Origin of the sequence: Variovorax sp. RKNM96 (genome assembly GCF_017161115.1) — a bacterium.
Taxonomy (GTDB): domain Bacteria; phylum Pseudomonadota; class Gammaproteobacteria; order Burkholderiales; family Burkholderiaceae_C; genus Variovorax.
In genome coordinates, this window is record NZ_CP046508.1 from 6,342,821 (window position 1) to 6,357,130 (window position 14,310).

The 14,310-nt window shown below is 66.9% G+C and carries 17 protein-coding genes and 1 riboswitch; of the genes, 8 read left to right on the plus strand and 9 right to left on the minus strand.

What is annotated here, in order from left to right; all coding sequences use genetic code 11:
- The first annotated feature begins 10 nt into the window (after positions 1–10).
- Positions 11–1,135: an anhydro-N-acetylmuramic acid kinase gene (locus GNX71_RS29575; RefSeq protein ID WP_206175717.1), complete on the plus strand. Its 1,125-nt coding sequence runs from the start codon at positions 11–13 to the stop codon at positions 1,133–1,135.
- A gap of 3 nt (positions 1,136–1,138) precedes the next feature.
- Here GNX71_RS29575 and mdtD read toward each other — a convergent pair whose 3' ends face one another.
- From mdtD to GNX71_RS29600, 5 genes are all read right to left on the minus strand, one after another.
- Positions 1,139–2,572 carry a multidrug transporter subunit MdtD gene (gene mdtD, locus GNX71_RS29580; RefSeq protein WP_206175718.1) on the minus strand — a complete coding sequence of 478 codons (1,434 nt, stop codon included), beginning with the start codon at positions 2,570–2,572 and terminating at the stop codon, positions 1,139–1,141.
- 93 nt (positions 2,573–2,665) lie between these two features.
- On the minus strand, positions 2,666–3,031 hold the full coding sequence (erpA, locus tag GNX71_RS29585; RefSeq protein ID WP_013543663.1) for an iron-sulfur cluster insertion protein ErpA: 366 nt from the start codon (positions 3,029–3,031) through the stop codon (positions 2,666–2,668).
- Positions 3,032–3,217: 186 nt separating this feature from the next.
- Entirely contained in the window at positions 3,218–3,610 is a 393-nt protein-coding gene (gene rpsI / locus GNX71_RS29590) for a 30S ribosomal protein S9 (RefSeq protein WP_007827948.1), read from the minus strand.
- A gap of 12 nt (positions 3,611–3,622) precedes the next feature.
- Positions 3,623–4,054, minus strand: a complete 432-nt coding sequence (gene rplM / locus GNX71_RS29595; RefSeq protein ID WP_013543664.1) for a 50S ribosomal protein L13 — start codon at positions 4,052–4,054, stop codon at positions 3,623–3,625.
- Between the two features lie 225 nt (positions 4,055–4,279).
- Positions 4,280–4,777: a hypothetical protein gene (locus tag GNX71_RS29600; protein WP_206175719.1), complete on the minus strand. Its 498-nt coding sequence runs from the start codon at positions 4,775–4,777 to the stop codon at positions 4,280–4,282.
- 130 nt (positions 4,778–4,907) lie between these two features.
- On the opposite strand from GNX71_RS29600, the gene rlmJ reads away from it, so the two are divergent.
- Positions 4,908–5,858 carry a 23S rRNA (adenine(2030)-N(6))-methyltransferase RlmJ gene (gene rlmJ / locus GNX71_RS29605; RefSeq protein WP_206175720.1) on the plus strand — a complete coding sequence of 317 codons (951 nt, stop codon included), beginning with the start codon at positions 4,908–4,910 and terminating at the stop codon, positions 5,856–5,858.
- A gap of 9 nt (positions 5,859–5,867) precedes the next feature.
- On the opposite strand, the gene GNX71_RS29610 is transcribed toward rlmJ, so the two are convergent.
- From GNX71_RS29610 to ahcY, 4 genes are all read right to left on the minus strand, one after another.
- Complete coding sequence (locus GNX71_RS29610; protein ID WP_206179766.1) at positions 5,868–6,494, minus strand: septal ring lytic transglycosylase RlpA family protein; 627 nt, start codon at positions 6,492–6,494, stop codon at positions 5,868–5,870.
- Between the two features lie 83 nt (positions 6,495–6,577).
- A complete protein-coding gene (metF, locus tag GNX71_RS29615) occupies positions 6,578–7,402 on the minus strand; it encodes a methylenetetrahydrofolate reductase [NAD(P)H] (RefSeq protein ID WP_206175721.1) in 825 nt (274 codons plus the stop codon).
- A gap of 10 nt (positions 7,403–7,412) precedes the next feature.
- The gene (locus GNX71_RS29620) at positions 7,413–8,231 is read right to left on the minus strand and encodes a TlyA family RNA methyltransferase (protein WP_206175722.1); all 819 of its coding nucleotides are present in this window, start codon (positions 8,229–8,231) and stop codon (positions 7,413–7,415) included.
- 7 nt (positions 8,232–8,238) lie between these two features.
- The gene (gene ahcY, locus GNX71_RS29625; RefSeq protein ID WP_206175723.1) at positions 8,239–9,678 is read right to left on the minus strand and encodes an adenosylhomocysteinase; all 1,440 of its coding nucleotides are present in this window, start codon (positions 9,676–9,678) and stop codon (positions 8,239–8,241) included.
- Between the two features lie 73 nt (positions 9,679–9,751).
- A riboswitch (S-adenosyl-L-homocysteine riboswitch) is annotated at positions 9,752–9,821 on the minus strand.
- Between the two features lie 116 nt (positions 9,822–9,937).
- Here ahcY and GNX71_RS29630 point away from each other — a divergent pair.
- The 6 genes from GNX71_RS29630 (at position 9,938) to GNX71_RS29655 (ending at position 14,304) form a co-directional block, all read left to right on the plus strand.
- Positions 9,938–10,573 carry a hypothetical protein gene (locus GNX71_RS29630; protein ID WP_206175724.1) on the plus strand — a complete coding sequence of 212 codons (636 nt, stop codon included), beginning with the start codon at positions 9,938–9,940 and terminating at the stop codon, positions 10,571–10,573.
- Positions 10,574–10,734: 161 nt separating this feature from the next.
- Positions 10,735–11,235 (plus strand): TIGR01841 family phasin, encoded by a 501-nt coding sequence (gene phaP, locus GNX71_RS29635; RefSeq protein WP_206175725.1) that lies wholly within the window; start codon positions 10,735–10,737, stop codon positions 11,233–11,235.
- 21 nt (positions 11,236–11,256) lie between these two features.
- The gene (locus GNX71_RS29640; RefSeq protein ID WP_206175726.1) at positions 11,257–12,174 is read left to right on the plus strand and encodes an alpha/beta hydrolase; all 918 of its coding nucleotides are present in this window, start codon (positions 11,257–11,259) and stop codon (positions 12,172–12,174) included.
- Between the two features lie 29 nt (positions 12,175–12,203).
- Positions 12,204–12,629 carry a hypothetical protein gene (locus GNX71_RS29645; RefSeq protein WP_206175727.1) on the plus strand — a complete coding sequence of 142 codons (426 nt, stop codon included), beginning with the start codon at positions 12,204–12,206 and terminating at the stop codon, positions 12,627–12,629.
- Complete coding sequence (locus GNX71_RS29650) at positions 12,626–13,699, plus strand: alpha/beta fold hydrolase (RefSeq protein WP_206175728.1); 1,074 nt, start codon at positions 12,626–12,628, stop codon at positions 13,697–13,699. Before GNX71_RS29645 ends, GNX71_RS29650 begins: the two co-directional genes overlap by 4 nt.
- Positions 13,696–14,304 (plus strand): GNAT family N-acetyltransferase, encoded by a 609-nt coding sequence (locus tag GNX71_RS29655; RefSeq protein WP_206175729.1) that lies wholly within the window; start codon positions 13,696–13,698, stop codon positions 14,302–14,304. The genes GNX71_RS29650 and GNX71_RS29655 overlap by 4 nt, the downstream gene beginning before the upstream one ends.
- Positions 14,305–14,310: the final 6 nt, after the last annotated feature.

A 14,310-nucleotide genomic window follows, 5' to 3' on the forward strand; every position in this document is an offset into this window, starting at 1 on the left:
CGATCCTGAGATGGCCGCCGAGCTCTTCATCGGCCTGATGTCAGGCACCTCGCTCGACGGCGTCGACGGCGTGCTTGCCGACTTTTCCGACGGCCGGATCGCGGTGAAGGCCTACGCCACCGCAGAGTTTCCCGTGACCTTGCGCGCGGAGCTCCTCGCACTCAACACCCCCGGCGACAACGAACTGCATCGCGCAGCACTGGCCGGCAACGGACTTGCCCGCGCCTATGCCGGCGTGGTGCACCAGTTGCTGGCGGACAGTGGCATCGCCGCCGGCGCGATCACCGCCATCGGCGCGCACGGCCAGACGGTGCGCCACCGGCCGCTCGAATTCGACGACGTCGGCTACACCCTGCAGATCAACAACCCCTCATTGCTGGCCGAACTGACCGGCATCGACGTGGTCGGCGACTTTCGCAGCCGCGACCTCGCCGCCGGGGGGCAGGGCGCGCCGCTGGTACCGGCGTTCCATCGCGCCCTCTTCGCGCGCGCCGACGAGACGGTCGCCGTGCTGAACATCGGCGGCATTTCCAACCTGAGCCTGCTTCCGGCCACGAACGCGCCCGACGGCGCCATCGTGCTGGGCTTCGACTGCGGCCCCGGCAATGCGCTGATGGACCACTGGTGCCAGACCTACGAGGGCCAGCCCTTCGACCGCAGCGGCCAGTGGGCGGCCAGCGGGCAGGTGCTGCCCCAATTGCTCGCACAGCTGCAGGCCGATCCGTATTTCGCCAAGGCGCCGCCGAAGAGCACAGGGCGGGACCTGTTCAATCCGACCTGGCTGGCCTCGCAACTCGGCACCACGGCCATGGCACCGGCCGATGTGCAGGCCACGCTGGCCGAGCTGACGGCCAGCACCTGCGCCACTGGCCTCCTCGGCTACGGAAAAGATAGCAAGCTGCTGATTGTGTGCGGTGGTGGCGCCCTGAACGACTATCTCCTCGGGCGCCTGCGCGCGTTGCTTCCCGGGGTGCAAGTGGTGGCATCGACCGACCAGGGCCTGCCACCGCAGCAGGTCGAGGCCGCGGCGTTTGCGTGGCTCGCGCGCTGCACCCTTCGGCGCGAGGCGGGCAACCTGGCCAGCGTAACCGGGGCGCGCGGCGCACGCGTGCTGGGCGCGATCTACCCAGCCTGAGTTTCAACCCTGGCCGGAAACCTCCGGCTGGGCCGGCTGCGCCGCTCGCACTTCTGCAGGCAGATGCCAGAAGATCAGCGCAGATGCCACCGTGATCAGCCCCATGCTCGCAAAAGTGGCCTGGAAGGCGTCGAGCGTGTGCGCCGCCGTCTCGGTGCCGAAGATCCCGTTGTAGCCCGCCAGCACGGCACCGGCGGCCGCTACGCCGAGGCTCATCGCCAGCATCTGCACCATCGACAGCAGGCTGTTGCCGCTGCTGGCCATGGTGCCGTCCAGGTCCTTGAGCGTGATCGTGTTCATCGCGGTGAACTGCAGCGAGTTGACCGCACCGAAGGCCAGCAATTGCAGCACGTGCAGCGCCATGGGCTGGCCGGGCGCCGTCAGGCCGAAGCTGGCCATCGTGCAGCCCACCAGCACCGTGTTGACCACCAGCACCTTGCGGTAGCCGTGGCGGGTGATCAGCGGCGTGGCAAAGCGCTTCATGGCCATGCCTGCGAGGGCGATCGGCAGCATCATCAGGCCGGCCCGTACGGGCGAGTAACCCATCGACACCTGCAGCAGCAGCGGCACGAGAAAGGGCATGCAGCTGCTGCCGAGGCGCGAGAACAGGTTGCCGATCAGCCCGATGCTGAGCGTCGGCACGCTGAACAGCGAGGGAGCGAACAGCGGTTCAGGCGTGCGCGCGGCGCGCAGCCAGTAGGCCACCACGCTCGCGAAGCCGAAGATCAGCACGACCATCACGCCGCCTTGGCGCAGGCCGAGTTCGGACACGCCGTCGAGCGCGAGCGATATCGCCACCATGCCGAAGGCCAGCATCGCGTAGCCCACGCTGTCGAAGCGCTTCTGGATGGCGCCGCGCAGGTCCGGCATGTACTTGAGCGTGGCGATACAGCCCGCCAGCCCGACCGGCACGTTGATCAGGAAGATCCAGTGCCAGGAGGCGTACTGCACCAGCCAGCCGCCCAGCGTCGGGCCCAGCAAGGGGCCTATGAGCCCCGGGATCGCGACGAAGCTCATCGCCTGGAGGAATTCGCCGCGCGGCACCGTGCGCAGCAGCGCCAGGCGCCCCACAGGCAGCAGCAACGCACCGCCCAAGCCCTGCACCACCCGCGCGGCCACAAGCTGTCCCAGCCCCTGCGACAGCGCGCAGAGCACGGACCCCGCCGCAAACAGCACGATGGCCGCGAAGAAGATGCGCCGCGTGCCAAAGCGGTCGGCGATCCAGCCCGAGGCGGGGATCAGCATCGCCATCGTGAGCGCATAGGCCACCACCACCGACTGCATGCGCAGCGGGCTCACGTTCAGGCTCGCGGCCATGGCCGGCAGCGCGGTGTTGATGATGGTCGCGTCCAGCGTCTGCATGAAGAAGCCGACGGCCACGAGCCACAGCAGGCTCTTGCGGGAGGGATCGACGGCAGTTGCGGCTTCGGACGTCATGAGGGAAGAAAAAGGAAAGCGAAAAACGACGGGCAGCAAAAAGCCGCCCGGAGGCGGCTTTCTTGGAGGGGCCCTGTCAGCGGCATCCAGGCATCAGGCCGAGAAGCTCGATCCGCAGCCGCAGGTGCTGGTGGCGTTCGGGTTCTTGATCACGAACTGGGCGCCCTGGAGGTCTTCCTTGTAGTCGATCTCGGCGCCGACCAGGTACTGGTAGCTCATGGCATCGATCAGCAGCGACACGCCATTCTTGGTCATGGTGGTGTCGTCTTCGTTGGTGATTTCATCGAAGGTGAAACCGTACTGGAAGCCGGAGCAACCGCCGCCCTGCACGAACACGCGCAGCTTCAGCTCGGGATTGCCTTCTTCGGCGATCAGGTCGGCCACCTTGGCTGCCGCGCTGTCGGTGAAGACGATCGGCTCGGGCATCTGGGTCTGGATGTTTTCGGCTACGGCGCTCATGAGAGGTAACTCCTTGGGGGGTGGCCGAACATGCGGCCAAGGGAACGAATGCTACTGCAATGCCGCATTTCAGGCAGGCTGACTGTGGCGTGCACCCCAACGCAAGTGGGGTCGGATGCCACATCCGCCAAGTACTGGCAACGAAAAAGCCGCCCGAAGGCGGCTTTTTGTTCGCAATGAACAGGATCAGCGCTTGCTGAACTGCTTGCGACGACGGGCGGAGTGCAGACCGACCTTCTTACGTTCGACTTCACGCGCATCGCGCGTCACGAAGCCGGCTTGGCTCAGCACGGGCTTGAGCGTCGCGTCGTAGTCGATCAGGGCACGGGTGATGCCGTGGCGCGTGGCGCCGGCTTGACCCGATTCGCCGCCACCGTTCACGTTGACCATCACGTCGAAAGCTTCGAGGTTGTTGGTCAGCGCCAGGGGCTGCTTGGCAATCATGATCGAGGTTTCGCGGCCGAAGAACTCTTGGATGTCCTTGCCGTTGACCGTGATCTTGCCGGTGCCTTTTTTCAGAAACACACGGGCGACGCTGGATTTGCGACGGCCGGTGCCATTGTTCCATTCACCAATCATTCTCAAGGCTCCTTACAGTTCCAGCACTTTGGGCTGTTGGGCGGTATGCGGGTGCTCTGCACCACCGTACACCTTGAGTTTCTTGATCATCGCGTAGCCAAGCGGGCCCTTGGGCAGCATGCCCTTGACGGCCTTTTCCAGGGCGCGGCCCGGGAACTTGGATTGCATGTCGCGGAAGTTGGTGGCACTGATGCCGCCCGGGTAGCCCGAGTGACGGTAGTACACCTTGTCGATCGACTTGGCGCCGGTGACGCGCAGTTGTGCTGCGTTGATGATGACGATGAAGTCACCGGTATCGACGTGAGGCGTGTAAATGGCCTTGTGTTTGCCGCGCAAACGGAGAGCAACTTCGCTGGCTACTCGTCCGAGGACCTTGTCGGTCGCGTCAATCACAAACCACTCGTGCGTCACGTCAGCGGGCTTGGCGCTGAACGTTTTGGTCATGAGTTTTTCTCTTGAAAAGAGGGTTTGGCGAGCCCTTTTCCACGGTCGGCGTTCCTCTGATGGGAATCTCTTAGGTGGGGTTTCATTCGCCCCGGAAGACGGGTTGAATGCCTTCGCCGCGGGGCCACAAAAACGCTGCGAAGCCCGCGATTATATGAAGAATTGGCCGATCTGGCCAATTTCGGGCCCCGGCCCTCGACAGAGGGCCGCCAGCCGCGCCCCCGTTCAGCGCACCGGCGCCGTCACCGGCCCGGTCAGCACCGCCGCCTTGGTGGCCGGCACATCCAGCTTGCGCACCAGCGTGCCGGTGTCCAGGCTTTCGTCGCGATGGCCGCTGCGGTCGTACAGGCGTTCTTCGCCGATGACCATCTGGATCCACGTCGGATAGGTGTAGGCCGTGCCGGCGCTGTCGTCGACCGCCGCGCCGATCACGCCGCCGGCCACGACGAAGTTGCCCAGGAAACCGATGTTGGGACGCGAGACCGCCTGCGCGGTGGCCACGCCCTGGCCGTCGACGGTGCACTGGATCAACAGGTCGGCCCGCGAGCGGCGCACGCCGATGACCCGGCCGGACCGCATCCTCACCTTGGCCTTGTCGTTGACGGCCCTGCATCTCGCATCGGGAATGACCTCCCCGGTCTGCGACAGGACGTCGACGCGCATCGGCTGATCGAGCCCCTGGCTGACGGCGGCGCAGCCGCCCAGGACCGACAAAATTCCCATCGCGGCCGCGAGGCCCCAAAATCTCCAGTTCGACGGACTCATCCTGTTTCCCTCTAGTTTTGTAATTTGATGTTACCGCGGCTTCGTTGAAGAGGCTGTTGCGCATCTGCCACCTATCCCGGAATCCCTCATGTTCAGTTACCGCCACGCCTTCCATGCCGGCAACCACGCCGACGTGCTCAAGCACACGGTGCTGATTGCCACGCTCGACCACCTGCTCGAAAAAGAGGCAGCCCTCACCGTCGTCGACACCCACGCCGGCGCGGGCCTCTACCGGCTCGATGGCGACTACGCCGACACCAGCGGCGAAGCGGCCGACGGCATCCTGCGCCTGCTTGCTCCACCCAAGGAGCCCGCCGCAGCTGCGCCCGCCGCGAAGTCAGCCGCCAAGAAAGTGGCACCGGAAGCCGAGGCGCCATTGGCCGACGCGATCGCGCGCTACCTCGGCGTGATCCACGACTTCAACCCCAAGGGCGGCGCCCGCGTCTATCCGGGCTCGCCGTTCATCGTTCAGCACCTGCTGCGCGACCACGACAAGCTCAAGCTGTTCGAGCTGCACCCCACCGACGCCCGCACCCTCGACGCCAACATCGCCCAGCTCGAGGCCGGCCGCCAGATCGCCGTGCTGCGCGAGGACGGCTTCGGCAGCGCCACCAAGTTCCTGCCGCCGCCTTCGCGCCGCGCGCTGGTGCTGATGGACCCGAGCTACGAGATCAAGAGCGACTACGCCCGGGTGCTCGACTTCGCGGCCGAGGCGCTCAAGCGCTTCGCCACGGGCACGTATGCGGTCTGGTATCCGATCATTCCGCGGCCCGAGGCGCACGACCTGCCGCGCCGGCTCAAGACCATGGCGACCAAGGCCGGCAAGCCGTGGCTGCATGCCACGCTGACGGTCAAGTCGAGCAAGCTGACGGCCACGCCGACCGGCGAGACGAAGCGGCCCGGACTGCCGGCCAGCGGCATGTTCCTGATCAATCCACCCTACACCCTGAAGCCGCTGCTCGCGGCGGCGCTGCCGCAACTGGCCGAGAAGCTGGCGCAGGACCGCAACGCGACCTTCTCGCTCGACAGCGGCGGCTGATCAGCCCCTTCAGCGGCGACGGCGCGACGGCACGACCGCCTTGCGGCGCGCCGGCACCACGACCTTGGCGCGATCGGCGCCCGGCGCCACGGGCGCAGCCGCTTCGCCCGGCTCCATGTCGACACCGCCGCAGCGCATGCCCGCGGGGCCGACGACCGACAGCGCCACCTGCTTGATTCCAAGCCCGATCAGGCCGATGCGCTCGGCCGCGGCACGGCTCAGGTCGATCACGCGGCCCTGCGCATAGGGTCCGCGATCGGTGATGCGCACCAGCACCTCGCTGCCGTTGACCAGGCTGCGCACGCAGACGCGCGTTCCGAACGGCAGGGTCTTGTGGGCGGCCGTCAAGGCCGTCATGTCGAAGCGCTCGCCGCTGGCGGTCTTGCGCTGGTGGAACTGGATGCCGTACCAGGACGCGCCGCCGCGCTCGAAGATCTCGCGCGGGCCGTCGTCGCCGGGCACGCCGTCGTCGGGCGTCAGCTCGCCGGTGCCGGACACCGCGAGGTCATAGCGCACCGACGGCACATCCGACCGCGCCGAGGCGCCCGGCGGAACCGCCAGCCCCTTCGAGAGCGGCCGCAGCCGCGAGCCCGCTGCGGCACCCGGATCGGTGCCGCCTTCGGTGGCAGGCGGCATGGCGCAGCCCGCAAGCACGCAGGTGGCGGCGACGATCGCGAGGCGAAGCCCCGCGCGCAGCGACGAACCTGCGGCGCCCCCTCTCAATCGAGGCGCTCCAATACAGCCAGCGTCGCCGCCGACTGGTTCATTGTGTAGAAATGGATCGCGGGTGCGCCGCCGTCGCGAAGGCGCGCGCAGAGGTCGGTCACCACGTCCAGCCCGAAGGCCTTGATCGATGCCGTGTCGTCGCCAAAGCCTTGCAAGCGCAGGCGGATCCAGCGCGGAATCTCGGCGCCGCAGGCATCCGAGAAACGCATGAGCTGCGTCGAACTCGTGATGGGCATGATGCCCGGCACGATCGGCGTGTCGATGCCGAGCTTGCGCACGTCGTCGACGAAGCGGAAGTAGGCCTCGGGGCTGAAGAAATACTGCGTGATCGCCGAGTCGGCGCCCGCCTTTACCTTGGCGGCGAAGGCCTGCAGGTCGGCCTCGGGCGAGCGTGCCTGGGGATGAACTTCGGGATAGCAGGCCACCTCGATGTGGAAATCGCTGCCCGTTTCCTCGCGGATGAAGGCCACGAGATCGCTCGCGTAGTGGAACTCACCGCCAACGCCATAGCCGCTCGGCAGGTCGCCGCGCAGCGCCACGAGGCGCTTGACGCCCATGGCCTTCAGTTCGGCCAACTGCTCGCGCACCGTGGCGCGGGTGGCGCCGATGCACGAGAAGTGGCTGGCGGCATCGACGCCTTCGCTCAATATCTCCTGCACCGCACCGAAGGTGCCCTGGTGCGTGGAGCCGCCCGCACCATAGGTGACCGAGCAGAACTGGGGCTTGCGCACATACAGCTGCTGACGCACCGCGCGCAGCTTGACCGCGCCTTCGGGCGTCTTGGTCGGGAAGAATTCGAAACTCAGCGGAAGGCGCACCTGCGTCTCCTTAGGAACCGTTCGCGCCCGTCGCGCGCACGGCGTGAATGAAAAACTCGCGGTTGCCGTCGCCACCGGCGATCGGGCTGTCGAACCACTGCAGCACCTGCAGGTCGAGCGCCGCGCATGCATCGTGCAGGCGCTTCTCGACGATCTCGTACATCGCCGCGTCGCGCACGATGCCGCCCTTGCCGACCTGGCCGGGCTGCAGCTCGAACTGCGGCTTGACCAGCATCAGCAGGTGGCCGTCGTCGGCCAGGAACTGGACCACGGCCGGCAGCACCAGCGTCTGCGAGATGAACGACAGGTCGCCCACGATGAGGTCGAAGCGCGGGTCGGAAGGTTCCCCACCTTCCGGCGGCTCTCCCTCTTCTTCATCGCGATCCTCTCGCAGGTCGTCCGCAGACAGCGCCCGTGCATTGACCCCTTCGATGGCCACCACGCGCTCGTCCTCGCGCAACTTCGCATGCAACTGTCCGTGGCCGACGTCGACGCCCACCACCTTCGTTGCACCGCGTTGCAGCAGGCAATCGGTGAAGCCGCCGGTCGACTGGCCCACGTCGAGGCACAGCTTGCCGGCAGGATCGATACCGCTCACAGCCAGCGCGCCTTCGAGCTTGAGCCCACCGCGCGACACGTAGCGCGCCTCGGCCGCATCGTCGAGCTCGAGCTCGGCGGAGTCGGGCACTTCGTCCTTGTTCTTGACGACCGAGCGCCATGCGTCGCTCGTGCCCGCATCGCGCCAGCGCATGCCGCCGGCAATGAGCCGCACGGCCTGCGAACGCGACGCGGCGAGGCCGCGTTCCACCAGCAATTGATCAGCGCGCATGGACGCTTTAGTAGCGGTACGTGTCCGGCTTGTACGGACCGTTCTTGCTCACGCCGATGTAGGCCGCTTGCACGTCGGTCAGCTCGGTCAGCATCGCGCCGACCTTCTTCAGGTGCAGGCGCGCGACCTTCTCGTCCAGGTGCTTGGGCAGCACGTAGACCTTGCCGGCTTGATATGCGTCAGGCTTGGTGAACAGCTCGATCTGCGCGATGGTCTGGTTCGCGAACGACGACGACATCACGAAGCTCGGGTGGCCCGTGCCGCAGCCCAGGTTCACCAGGCGGCCCTTGGCCAGCAGGATGATCTTCTTGCCGTCCGGGAAGGTGATGTGGTCGACCTGTGGCTTGATTTCTTCCCACTCGTACTTCTCGATCGAAGCGACGTCGATCTCGTTGTCGAAGTGGCCGATGTTGCAGACGATGGCCTGGTCCTTCATCTTCGCCATCGTGTCGTGCGTGATGACGTCCTTGTTGCCGGTGGTCGTCACGAAGATGTCGGCCTTGTCGGCGGCGTATTCCATCGTCACGACCTTGTAGCCTTCCATCGCGGCCTGCAGGGCGTTGATGGGGTCGATTTCAGTGACCCACACCTGGGCGCTCAGTGCGCGCAGAGCCTGGGCCGAGCCCTTGCCCACGTCGCCGTAGCCGGCCACGCAAGCCACCTTGCCAGCGATCATCACGTCGGTCGCGCGCTTGATGCCGTCGACCAGCGATTCGCGGCAGCCGTAGAGGTTGTCGAACTTGCTCTTGGTGACCGAGTCGTTCACGTTGATGGCGCGGAACAGCAGCGTGCCCTTGGCGCTCATCTCGTTGAGGCGGTGCACGCCGGTGGTGGTCTCTTCGGTCACGCCGATGATCTCGGCGGACTTGCGGGTGTACCAGGTCGAATCGACAGCCAGCTTGGCCTTGATCGCGGCGTACAGGATGCGTTCTTCTTCGCTGGTCGGGTTGGCCAGAACGCTCTGGTCCTTCTCGGCGCGCTGGCCCAGGTGCATCAGGAGCGTCGCGTCGCCGCCGTCGTCCAGGATCATGTTGGGGCCTTCGCCCTTCGAACCCTTGGGGCCGAAGTCGAAGATGCTGTGGGTGTAGCCCCAGTAGTCTTCAAGCGATTCGCCCTTGATCGCGAACACTGGCGTGCCCGAAGCGGCGATGGCGGCGGCAGCGTGGTCCTGCGTCGAGAAGATGTTGCACGAGGCCCAGCGCACGGTGGCGCCGAGGGCTTGCAGCGTCTCGATCAGCACGGCCGTTTGAATGGTCATGTGCAGCGAGCCCGTGATGCGCGCGCCCTTGAGCGGCTGCGCCTTCGAGAACTCTTCGCGGATGGCCATCAGACCGGGCATTTCGGTTTCCGCAATGCGGATTTCCTTGCGGCCCCAGGCAGCGAGGGACAGGTCGGCAATCGCCTGGTCGGCGGTCGAAACGGGGGTGGGCTTGAGAACGGCGCTCATGAGAACTCCAAAACTGGTTTGAAAGATGCCACTGCGTACGGGGTCTGACGGAAAAGGGACTCACCGCGAGAACAGCGGGTGAGCGTGGTTGCGATGTGGTCCGAGCCTCACGCCTTGATGGCGCTGCAACGCTCCTCGGAACGGCGGATTGTAGACGGGGCGCCAGGCCGAGCCAACCGCTGGGGTATCCCGCATGGCGGGAAGCACGTTTCGTTTTCGAGGCGTACATTGATCCGCACCCCAACACCAAGACCCTTCCATGTTCTCCAGAATCTCCTCGACCCTGCTGGCCTCGGCCGCCCTTCTTGCCGCCGCAGCCGCGCCGGTCATCGCCTCGGCGCAAGCCGCCTCCGAACAAGTCCGCATCCGCGGCACCATCGTCCGCGTCGACGCCCAGACCCTCGTCGTGCAGGATCGCGGCGGCGAAGTCGTCAGCCTTGCGCGGCCGGCCGACATGCAGCTGTCGGAGGTCTATCGCATCAAGCTCGCCGACATCAAGAAGGGCAGCTTCATCGGCACCGCCGCCATGCCGCAGGCCGACGGCTCGCAGAAGGCGCTCGAAGTCGTGGTGTTCCCCGAGGCCGCCCGCGGCACCGGCGAAGGCCACCGTCCGTGGGACCTGCTGCCGCAGAGCACCATGACCAATGCCACCGTGGCCGACCTGGCCGCGGCGCCGAAATCGGTGCGCGGCGGGCAGCAACTGCGCCTGACCTACAAGGGCGGCGAGAAGACCGTGATCGTGCCGCCCGACGTGCCGGTCGTGACCTTCCGCCCCGGCACCGAGGCGCTCCTGGTGCCCGGCGCCAAGGTGCTGGTCAATGCGCAGGAAAAGAACGGCACGCCGACGGCGCTGCGCGTCACGGCCGGGCGCAACGGCTTCGCGCCGCCGATGTAAGCGATGTAAGGCAAGTCACCCAAGGGAAATCCCGCAGGCAAATTTGTCGCTGCGGGGACCGCGGGCGCGCCGGTGCGGCGTATCGTGGCGAGGGACTTTTGCCGTCCGGCCGGTCCTTGTTTGCCATTCACCCGATCACCCGACACAGGAGATACCGCACCATGGCCACTGCCAAGAAAGCCGCCGCCAAGAAGACCACTGCCAGCAGTAGCAGCAGCGCCAAGACGGCCGCTCCCAGCGCCGCTGACATGCTCAACCCGCTGAAGAATCTCAAGGGCATGACCGATCGCCTGCAGGAACTCAACCTGACCGGCGGCGCGGGCAAGCTGCTCGAGAGCGGACGCAAGGACCTGCAGGCGCTGATGCAGGCCAATGAAAAGTCCTACCAGGGCCTGCAGACCGTGGTGCAGCGGCAGACCGAAATGATCAAGAGCGCCATCACCGAATGGCAGACGGCCGCCAAGGAAATGCCCGGCAAGGACGCCAAGGCCAACCTCGCGAAGCTCGACGAGCTCGGCCGCCAGTCGTTCCAGCGCGCCATCGACGACATCAAGGAGCTGGCCAACCTCGCGGCCAAGTCGCAAGCCGATGCCTTCGACGTGGTGCGCCAGCGCATCCAGTCCAACGTGGACGAAGTGACCAAGCTGCTGCAACGCAAGTAGGCGAGAAGCGAAGCTCGCGCGATGACCGCCGTCCCAGCCCCTGTCGAGCGGCGCAGGCTCGTCAACGGCGTTGAAATCGCGTGGGACAGCTTCGGCGATCCCGATGCGCCGCCGCTCGTCCTGATCATGGGCCTCGGCGCCCAGATGGTCGCCTGGGACGACGCGTTCTGCGCCCGTCTCGCCGAAGCCGGCGGGCACCGCGTGATCCGCTTCGACAACCGCGACATCGGCCATTCGACGCACCTGTCGCACCTGGGCGTCCCCGACATCCAGGCGCTGATGCTGCAGGCCATGGCGGGCAAGCCGCTCGCGGTGCCCTACACCTTGCGCGACATGGCGGCCGACTGCATCGGGCTGCTCGATGCGCTCGGCATCGAGCGTGCACACATCGTGGGCGCCTCGATGGGCGGCGCCATCGGGCAGGAGATGGCCATCCATCATCCGGAGCGCATGCGCTCCTTCACCAGCATCATGTCGACCACCGGCAACCCGGCGCTGCCGCCGCCCACACCCGAGGCGATGGCGGTGCTGTTCTCGCCGACGCCGCTGACCTTCGACGCCTACCTGCCGCACTACAGGAAGGTCTGGCGCGTGCTGCGCGGCCCCGACTTTCCGCTCGACGAAGCGCGCGACGCCGAACGCGCGCAGCTCATCTTCCTGCGCGGGCTCAACCCGGGCGGCGTGGCGCGCCAGCTGGCGGCGATCTTCGCGTCCGGCAACCGCAAGCCTGCGCTGCGCGACGTGCAGGTGCCGACGCTGGTGATCCACGGCGACGCCGATCCACTGGTGCCGGTGGCGTGCGGCGTCGACGTGGCCGATGCCATTGCGGGCGCGAAGCTGCTGCGCATTCCGCGCATGGGCCATGCGCTGCCGATCCCGATGTGGCCGCAGATCATCGACGCCATCGCCGCGCACACCGGGCAGCTTCGCGATCATTGAACGACCGATAGACGACGGGGCCTCTGTCCATGAACAAGTTCTCTCCCCTCGACCCGATGGCCATGTGGCGCGAGCTCACGGCCCAATGGGAAAAGAGCACCAACGAATTCGCCAACGAGACCATGGCCTCGGACCCGTTCCGCCAGGGCATGCACGGCGGCATGAACGCATCGCTCACCGGGCAGAAGGCGCTGGGCGACCTGATGGCGCGCTACCTCACGATGCTGAACCTGCCCACGCGCGCCGACATCCAGGCGCTGGGCGAGCAGTTGCAGAGCATCGACGACCACCTGGCGAACATCAGCCGCGCCATGGAAAGCGGGCGCGCCCCGGCCGCGTCTGCGCCGATCCATGCGGCGCCCCAACCGCGCCGCACGAAGAAGCCCCCGCAGGCCGAGGCAGCCGCTCCGCCTCCGGCCGCCCCGAAGCGCGCCACCGGAAAGCGCGCACGATGAGCGCCACCGCGGACGCATTCGCCCTGCCCGACATCGGCGCCGAGATCGAGCGCGCGATCCAGCGCAACCTCAAGGGCCTCGATTTCCTGACTTCGGCCGCGCCGGCCATGGGGCAGACGGGCCGGGACGAAATCCACCGCCGCGGCACGCTGAGCCTCTACCACTACCGCCCGCTGGTCGACGAGATCTACCGCGTGCCGCTCCTGATCGTCATGGCGACCACGAACCGCGGCTACATCCTGGACCTCGCGCCGGGCCAGAGCATGGTCGAGCACCTGCTGCTCCAGGGCTACGACGTCTACATGATGGATTGGAACGCGCCGCGCCCGCAGGAAAAGCAGCTGCGCATCGAGGACTACGTGCTCGACTTCATCCCCGATTCGCTGCGGCGCGTGCAGGCGCGCTCGGGTGAGGAGGACGTCACGCTCGTGGGCTACTGCATGGGCGGCGTGCTTTCCACGCTCTATGCGGCGCTGCATCCCGACGGTCCGATCAAGAACCTCGCGCTCTTCACCACGCCTGTCGACTTCAGCCGCATGAAGCTCTTCCATGCCTGGTCGGACCGGCGTTATTTCGACGTCGACCGGCTCATCGACACCGTGGGCAACGTGCCGCCCGAGATGCTGTTCGCCTCCTTCGACATGCTGCGCCCCGCGGGCCGCAGCGCCGGCGTGGTGCAGCTGTGGGACAACATGGCCAACGACGAATTCGTCAAGTCGTACCGCATGTTCGAGCGCTGGGGCGCGGAGATGCTGCCGCTGGCCGGCGAGTACTTCCGCCAGACCGTGAAAGAACTGATGTGGGACAACAAGCTCCTGCGCAACGAGCTGGTGCTCGGCGGCCGCAAGGTGCTGCTCAAGAACATCAAGGTGCCGGTGCTGCACGCGCTCGCGCAGCACGACCACATCGTTCCCTATGAAGCCGGCCAGCCGCTGATCGCCAACATCGGCTCGACCGACAAGGAAGAGGTGGTGCTCAAGGGCGGCCACGTCAGCCTGGCCGCGGGCGCCAACGCGGTGCGCCGGCTGTGGCCCAAACTCGACGACTGGCTTGGAGTGCGCTCGACATGACCATCACCGCTGTCTCCGACTCTTTTTCGCGGACCTATCCGCGCACCGTGACGAGCAGCGACGGCAACATCGTCCTGCGCCTGATGAGCGTGGACGACGCGACCGCCGTGCTGGCTTTCGCGCAGGGCCTGCCGGCGCACGACCTGCTCTTCCTGCCGCGCGACATCACCGAGCCCAAGGTGATGAACGCCTGGGTCCGCGCCATCGAGCGCGGCGACATCGACAGCGTGCTCGCGGTGCGCGGCACCACGGTGCTTGGCTGCGCGGCGGTGATCCGCGATCCGCACTCGTGGTCCAGCCACGTGGCCGAACTGCGCCTGCTGGCCGCGCCCGAGCTGCGCGGCAGCGGCCTCGGGCATCGGCTCGCGCGGGAGGCCTGCGCGCTGGCCATCGAGCGCGGGGCCGAGAAGCTTGTCGCGCGCATGACCGTCGACCAGCGCAGTGCCATCGCCGTCTTTCAGGCGCTGGGCTTTCGCCCCGAGGCGCTGCTGAGCAAGCACGTGAAGGACCGGCAGGGCATCACGCACGACCTGGTGGTGCTGAGTCATGACGTGGCGCAGTTCGAGGCGCAGATGCGGGCGTACGGAATGACCGATGCGTTCTAGGGCATA

Bases quoted from the DNA above. Each gene is read 5' to 3' on its own strand.
- GNX71_RS29640 (WP_206175726.1), top strand. From the start codon at position 11,257: ATGACCGCCGTCCCAGCCCCTGTCGAGCGGCGCAGGCTCGTCAACGGC.
- GNX71_RS29655 (WP_206175729.1), top strand. From the start codon at position 13,696: ATGACCATCACCGCTGTCTCCGACTCTTTTTCGCGGACCTATCCGCGC.
- GNX71_RS29650 (WP_206175728.1), top strand. From the start codon at position 12,626: ATGAGCGCCACCGCGGACGCATTCGCCCTGCCCGACATCGGCGCCGAG.
- phaP (WP_206175725.1), top strand. From the start codon at position 10,735: ATGGCCACTGCCAAGAAAGCCGCCGCCAAGAAGACCACTGCCAGCAGT.
- GNX71_RS29630 (WP_206175724.1), top strand. From the start codon at position 9,938: ATGTTCTCCAGAATCTCCTCGACCCTGCTGGCCTCGGCCGCCCTTCTT.
- GNX71_RS29645 (WP_206175727.1), top strand. From the start codon at position 12,204: ATGAACAAGTTCTCTCCCCTCGACCCGATGGCCATGTGGCGCGAGCTC.
- rplM (WP_013543664.1), bottom strand. From the start codon at position 4,054: ATGACCAAAACGTTCAGCGCCAAGCCCGCTGACGTGACGCACGAGTGG.
- rpsI (WP_007827948.1), bottom strand. From the start codon at position 3,610: ATGATTGGTGAATGGAACAATGGCACCGGCCGTCGCAAATCCAGCGTC.
- GNX71_RS29620 (WP_206175722.1), bottom strand. From the start codon at position 8,231: ATGCGCGCTGATCAATTGCTGGTGGAACGCGGCCTCGCCGCGTCGCGT.
- erpA (WP_013543663.1), bottom strand. From the start codon at position 3,031: ATGAGCGCCGTAGCCGAAAACATCCAGACCCAGATGCCCGAGCCGATC.
- ahcY (WP_206175723.1), bottom strand. From the start codon at position 9,678: ATGAGCGCCGTTCTCAAGCCCACCCCCGTTTCGACCGCCGACCAGGCG.
- GNX71_RS29575 (WP_206175717.1), top strand. From the start codon at position 11: ATGGCCGCCGAGCTCTTCATCGGCCTGATGTCAGGCACCTCGCTCGAC.
- mdtD (WP_206175718.1), bottom strand. From the start codon at position 2,572: ATGACGTCCGAAGCCGCAACTGCCGTCGATCCCTCCCGCAAGAGCCTG.
- GNX71_RS29600 (WP_206175719.1), bottom strand. From the start codon at position 4,777: ATGGGAATTTTGTCGGTCCTGGGCGGCTGCGCCGCCGTCAGCCAGGGG.
- rlmJ (WP_206175720.1), top strand. From the start codon at position 4,908: ATGTTCAGTTACCGCCACGCCTTCCATGCCGGCAACCACGCCGACGTG.
- GNX71_RS29610 (WP_206179766.1), bottom strand. From the start codon at position 6,494: ATGCCGCCTGCCACCGAAGGCGGCACCGATCCGGGTGCCGCAGCGGGC.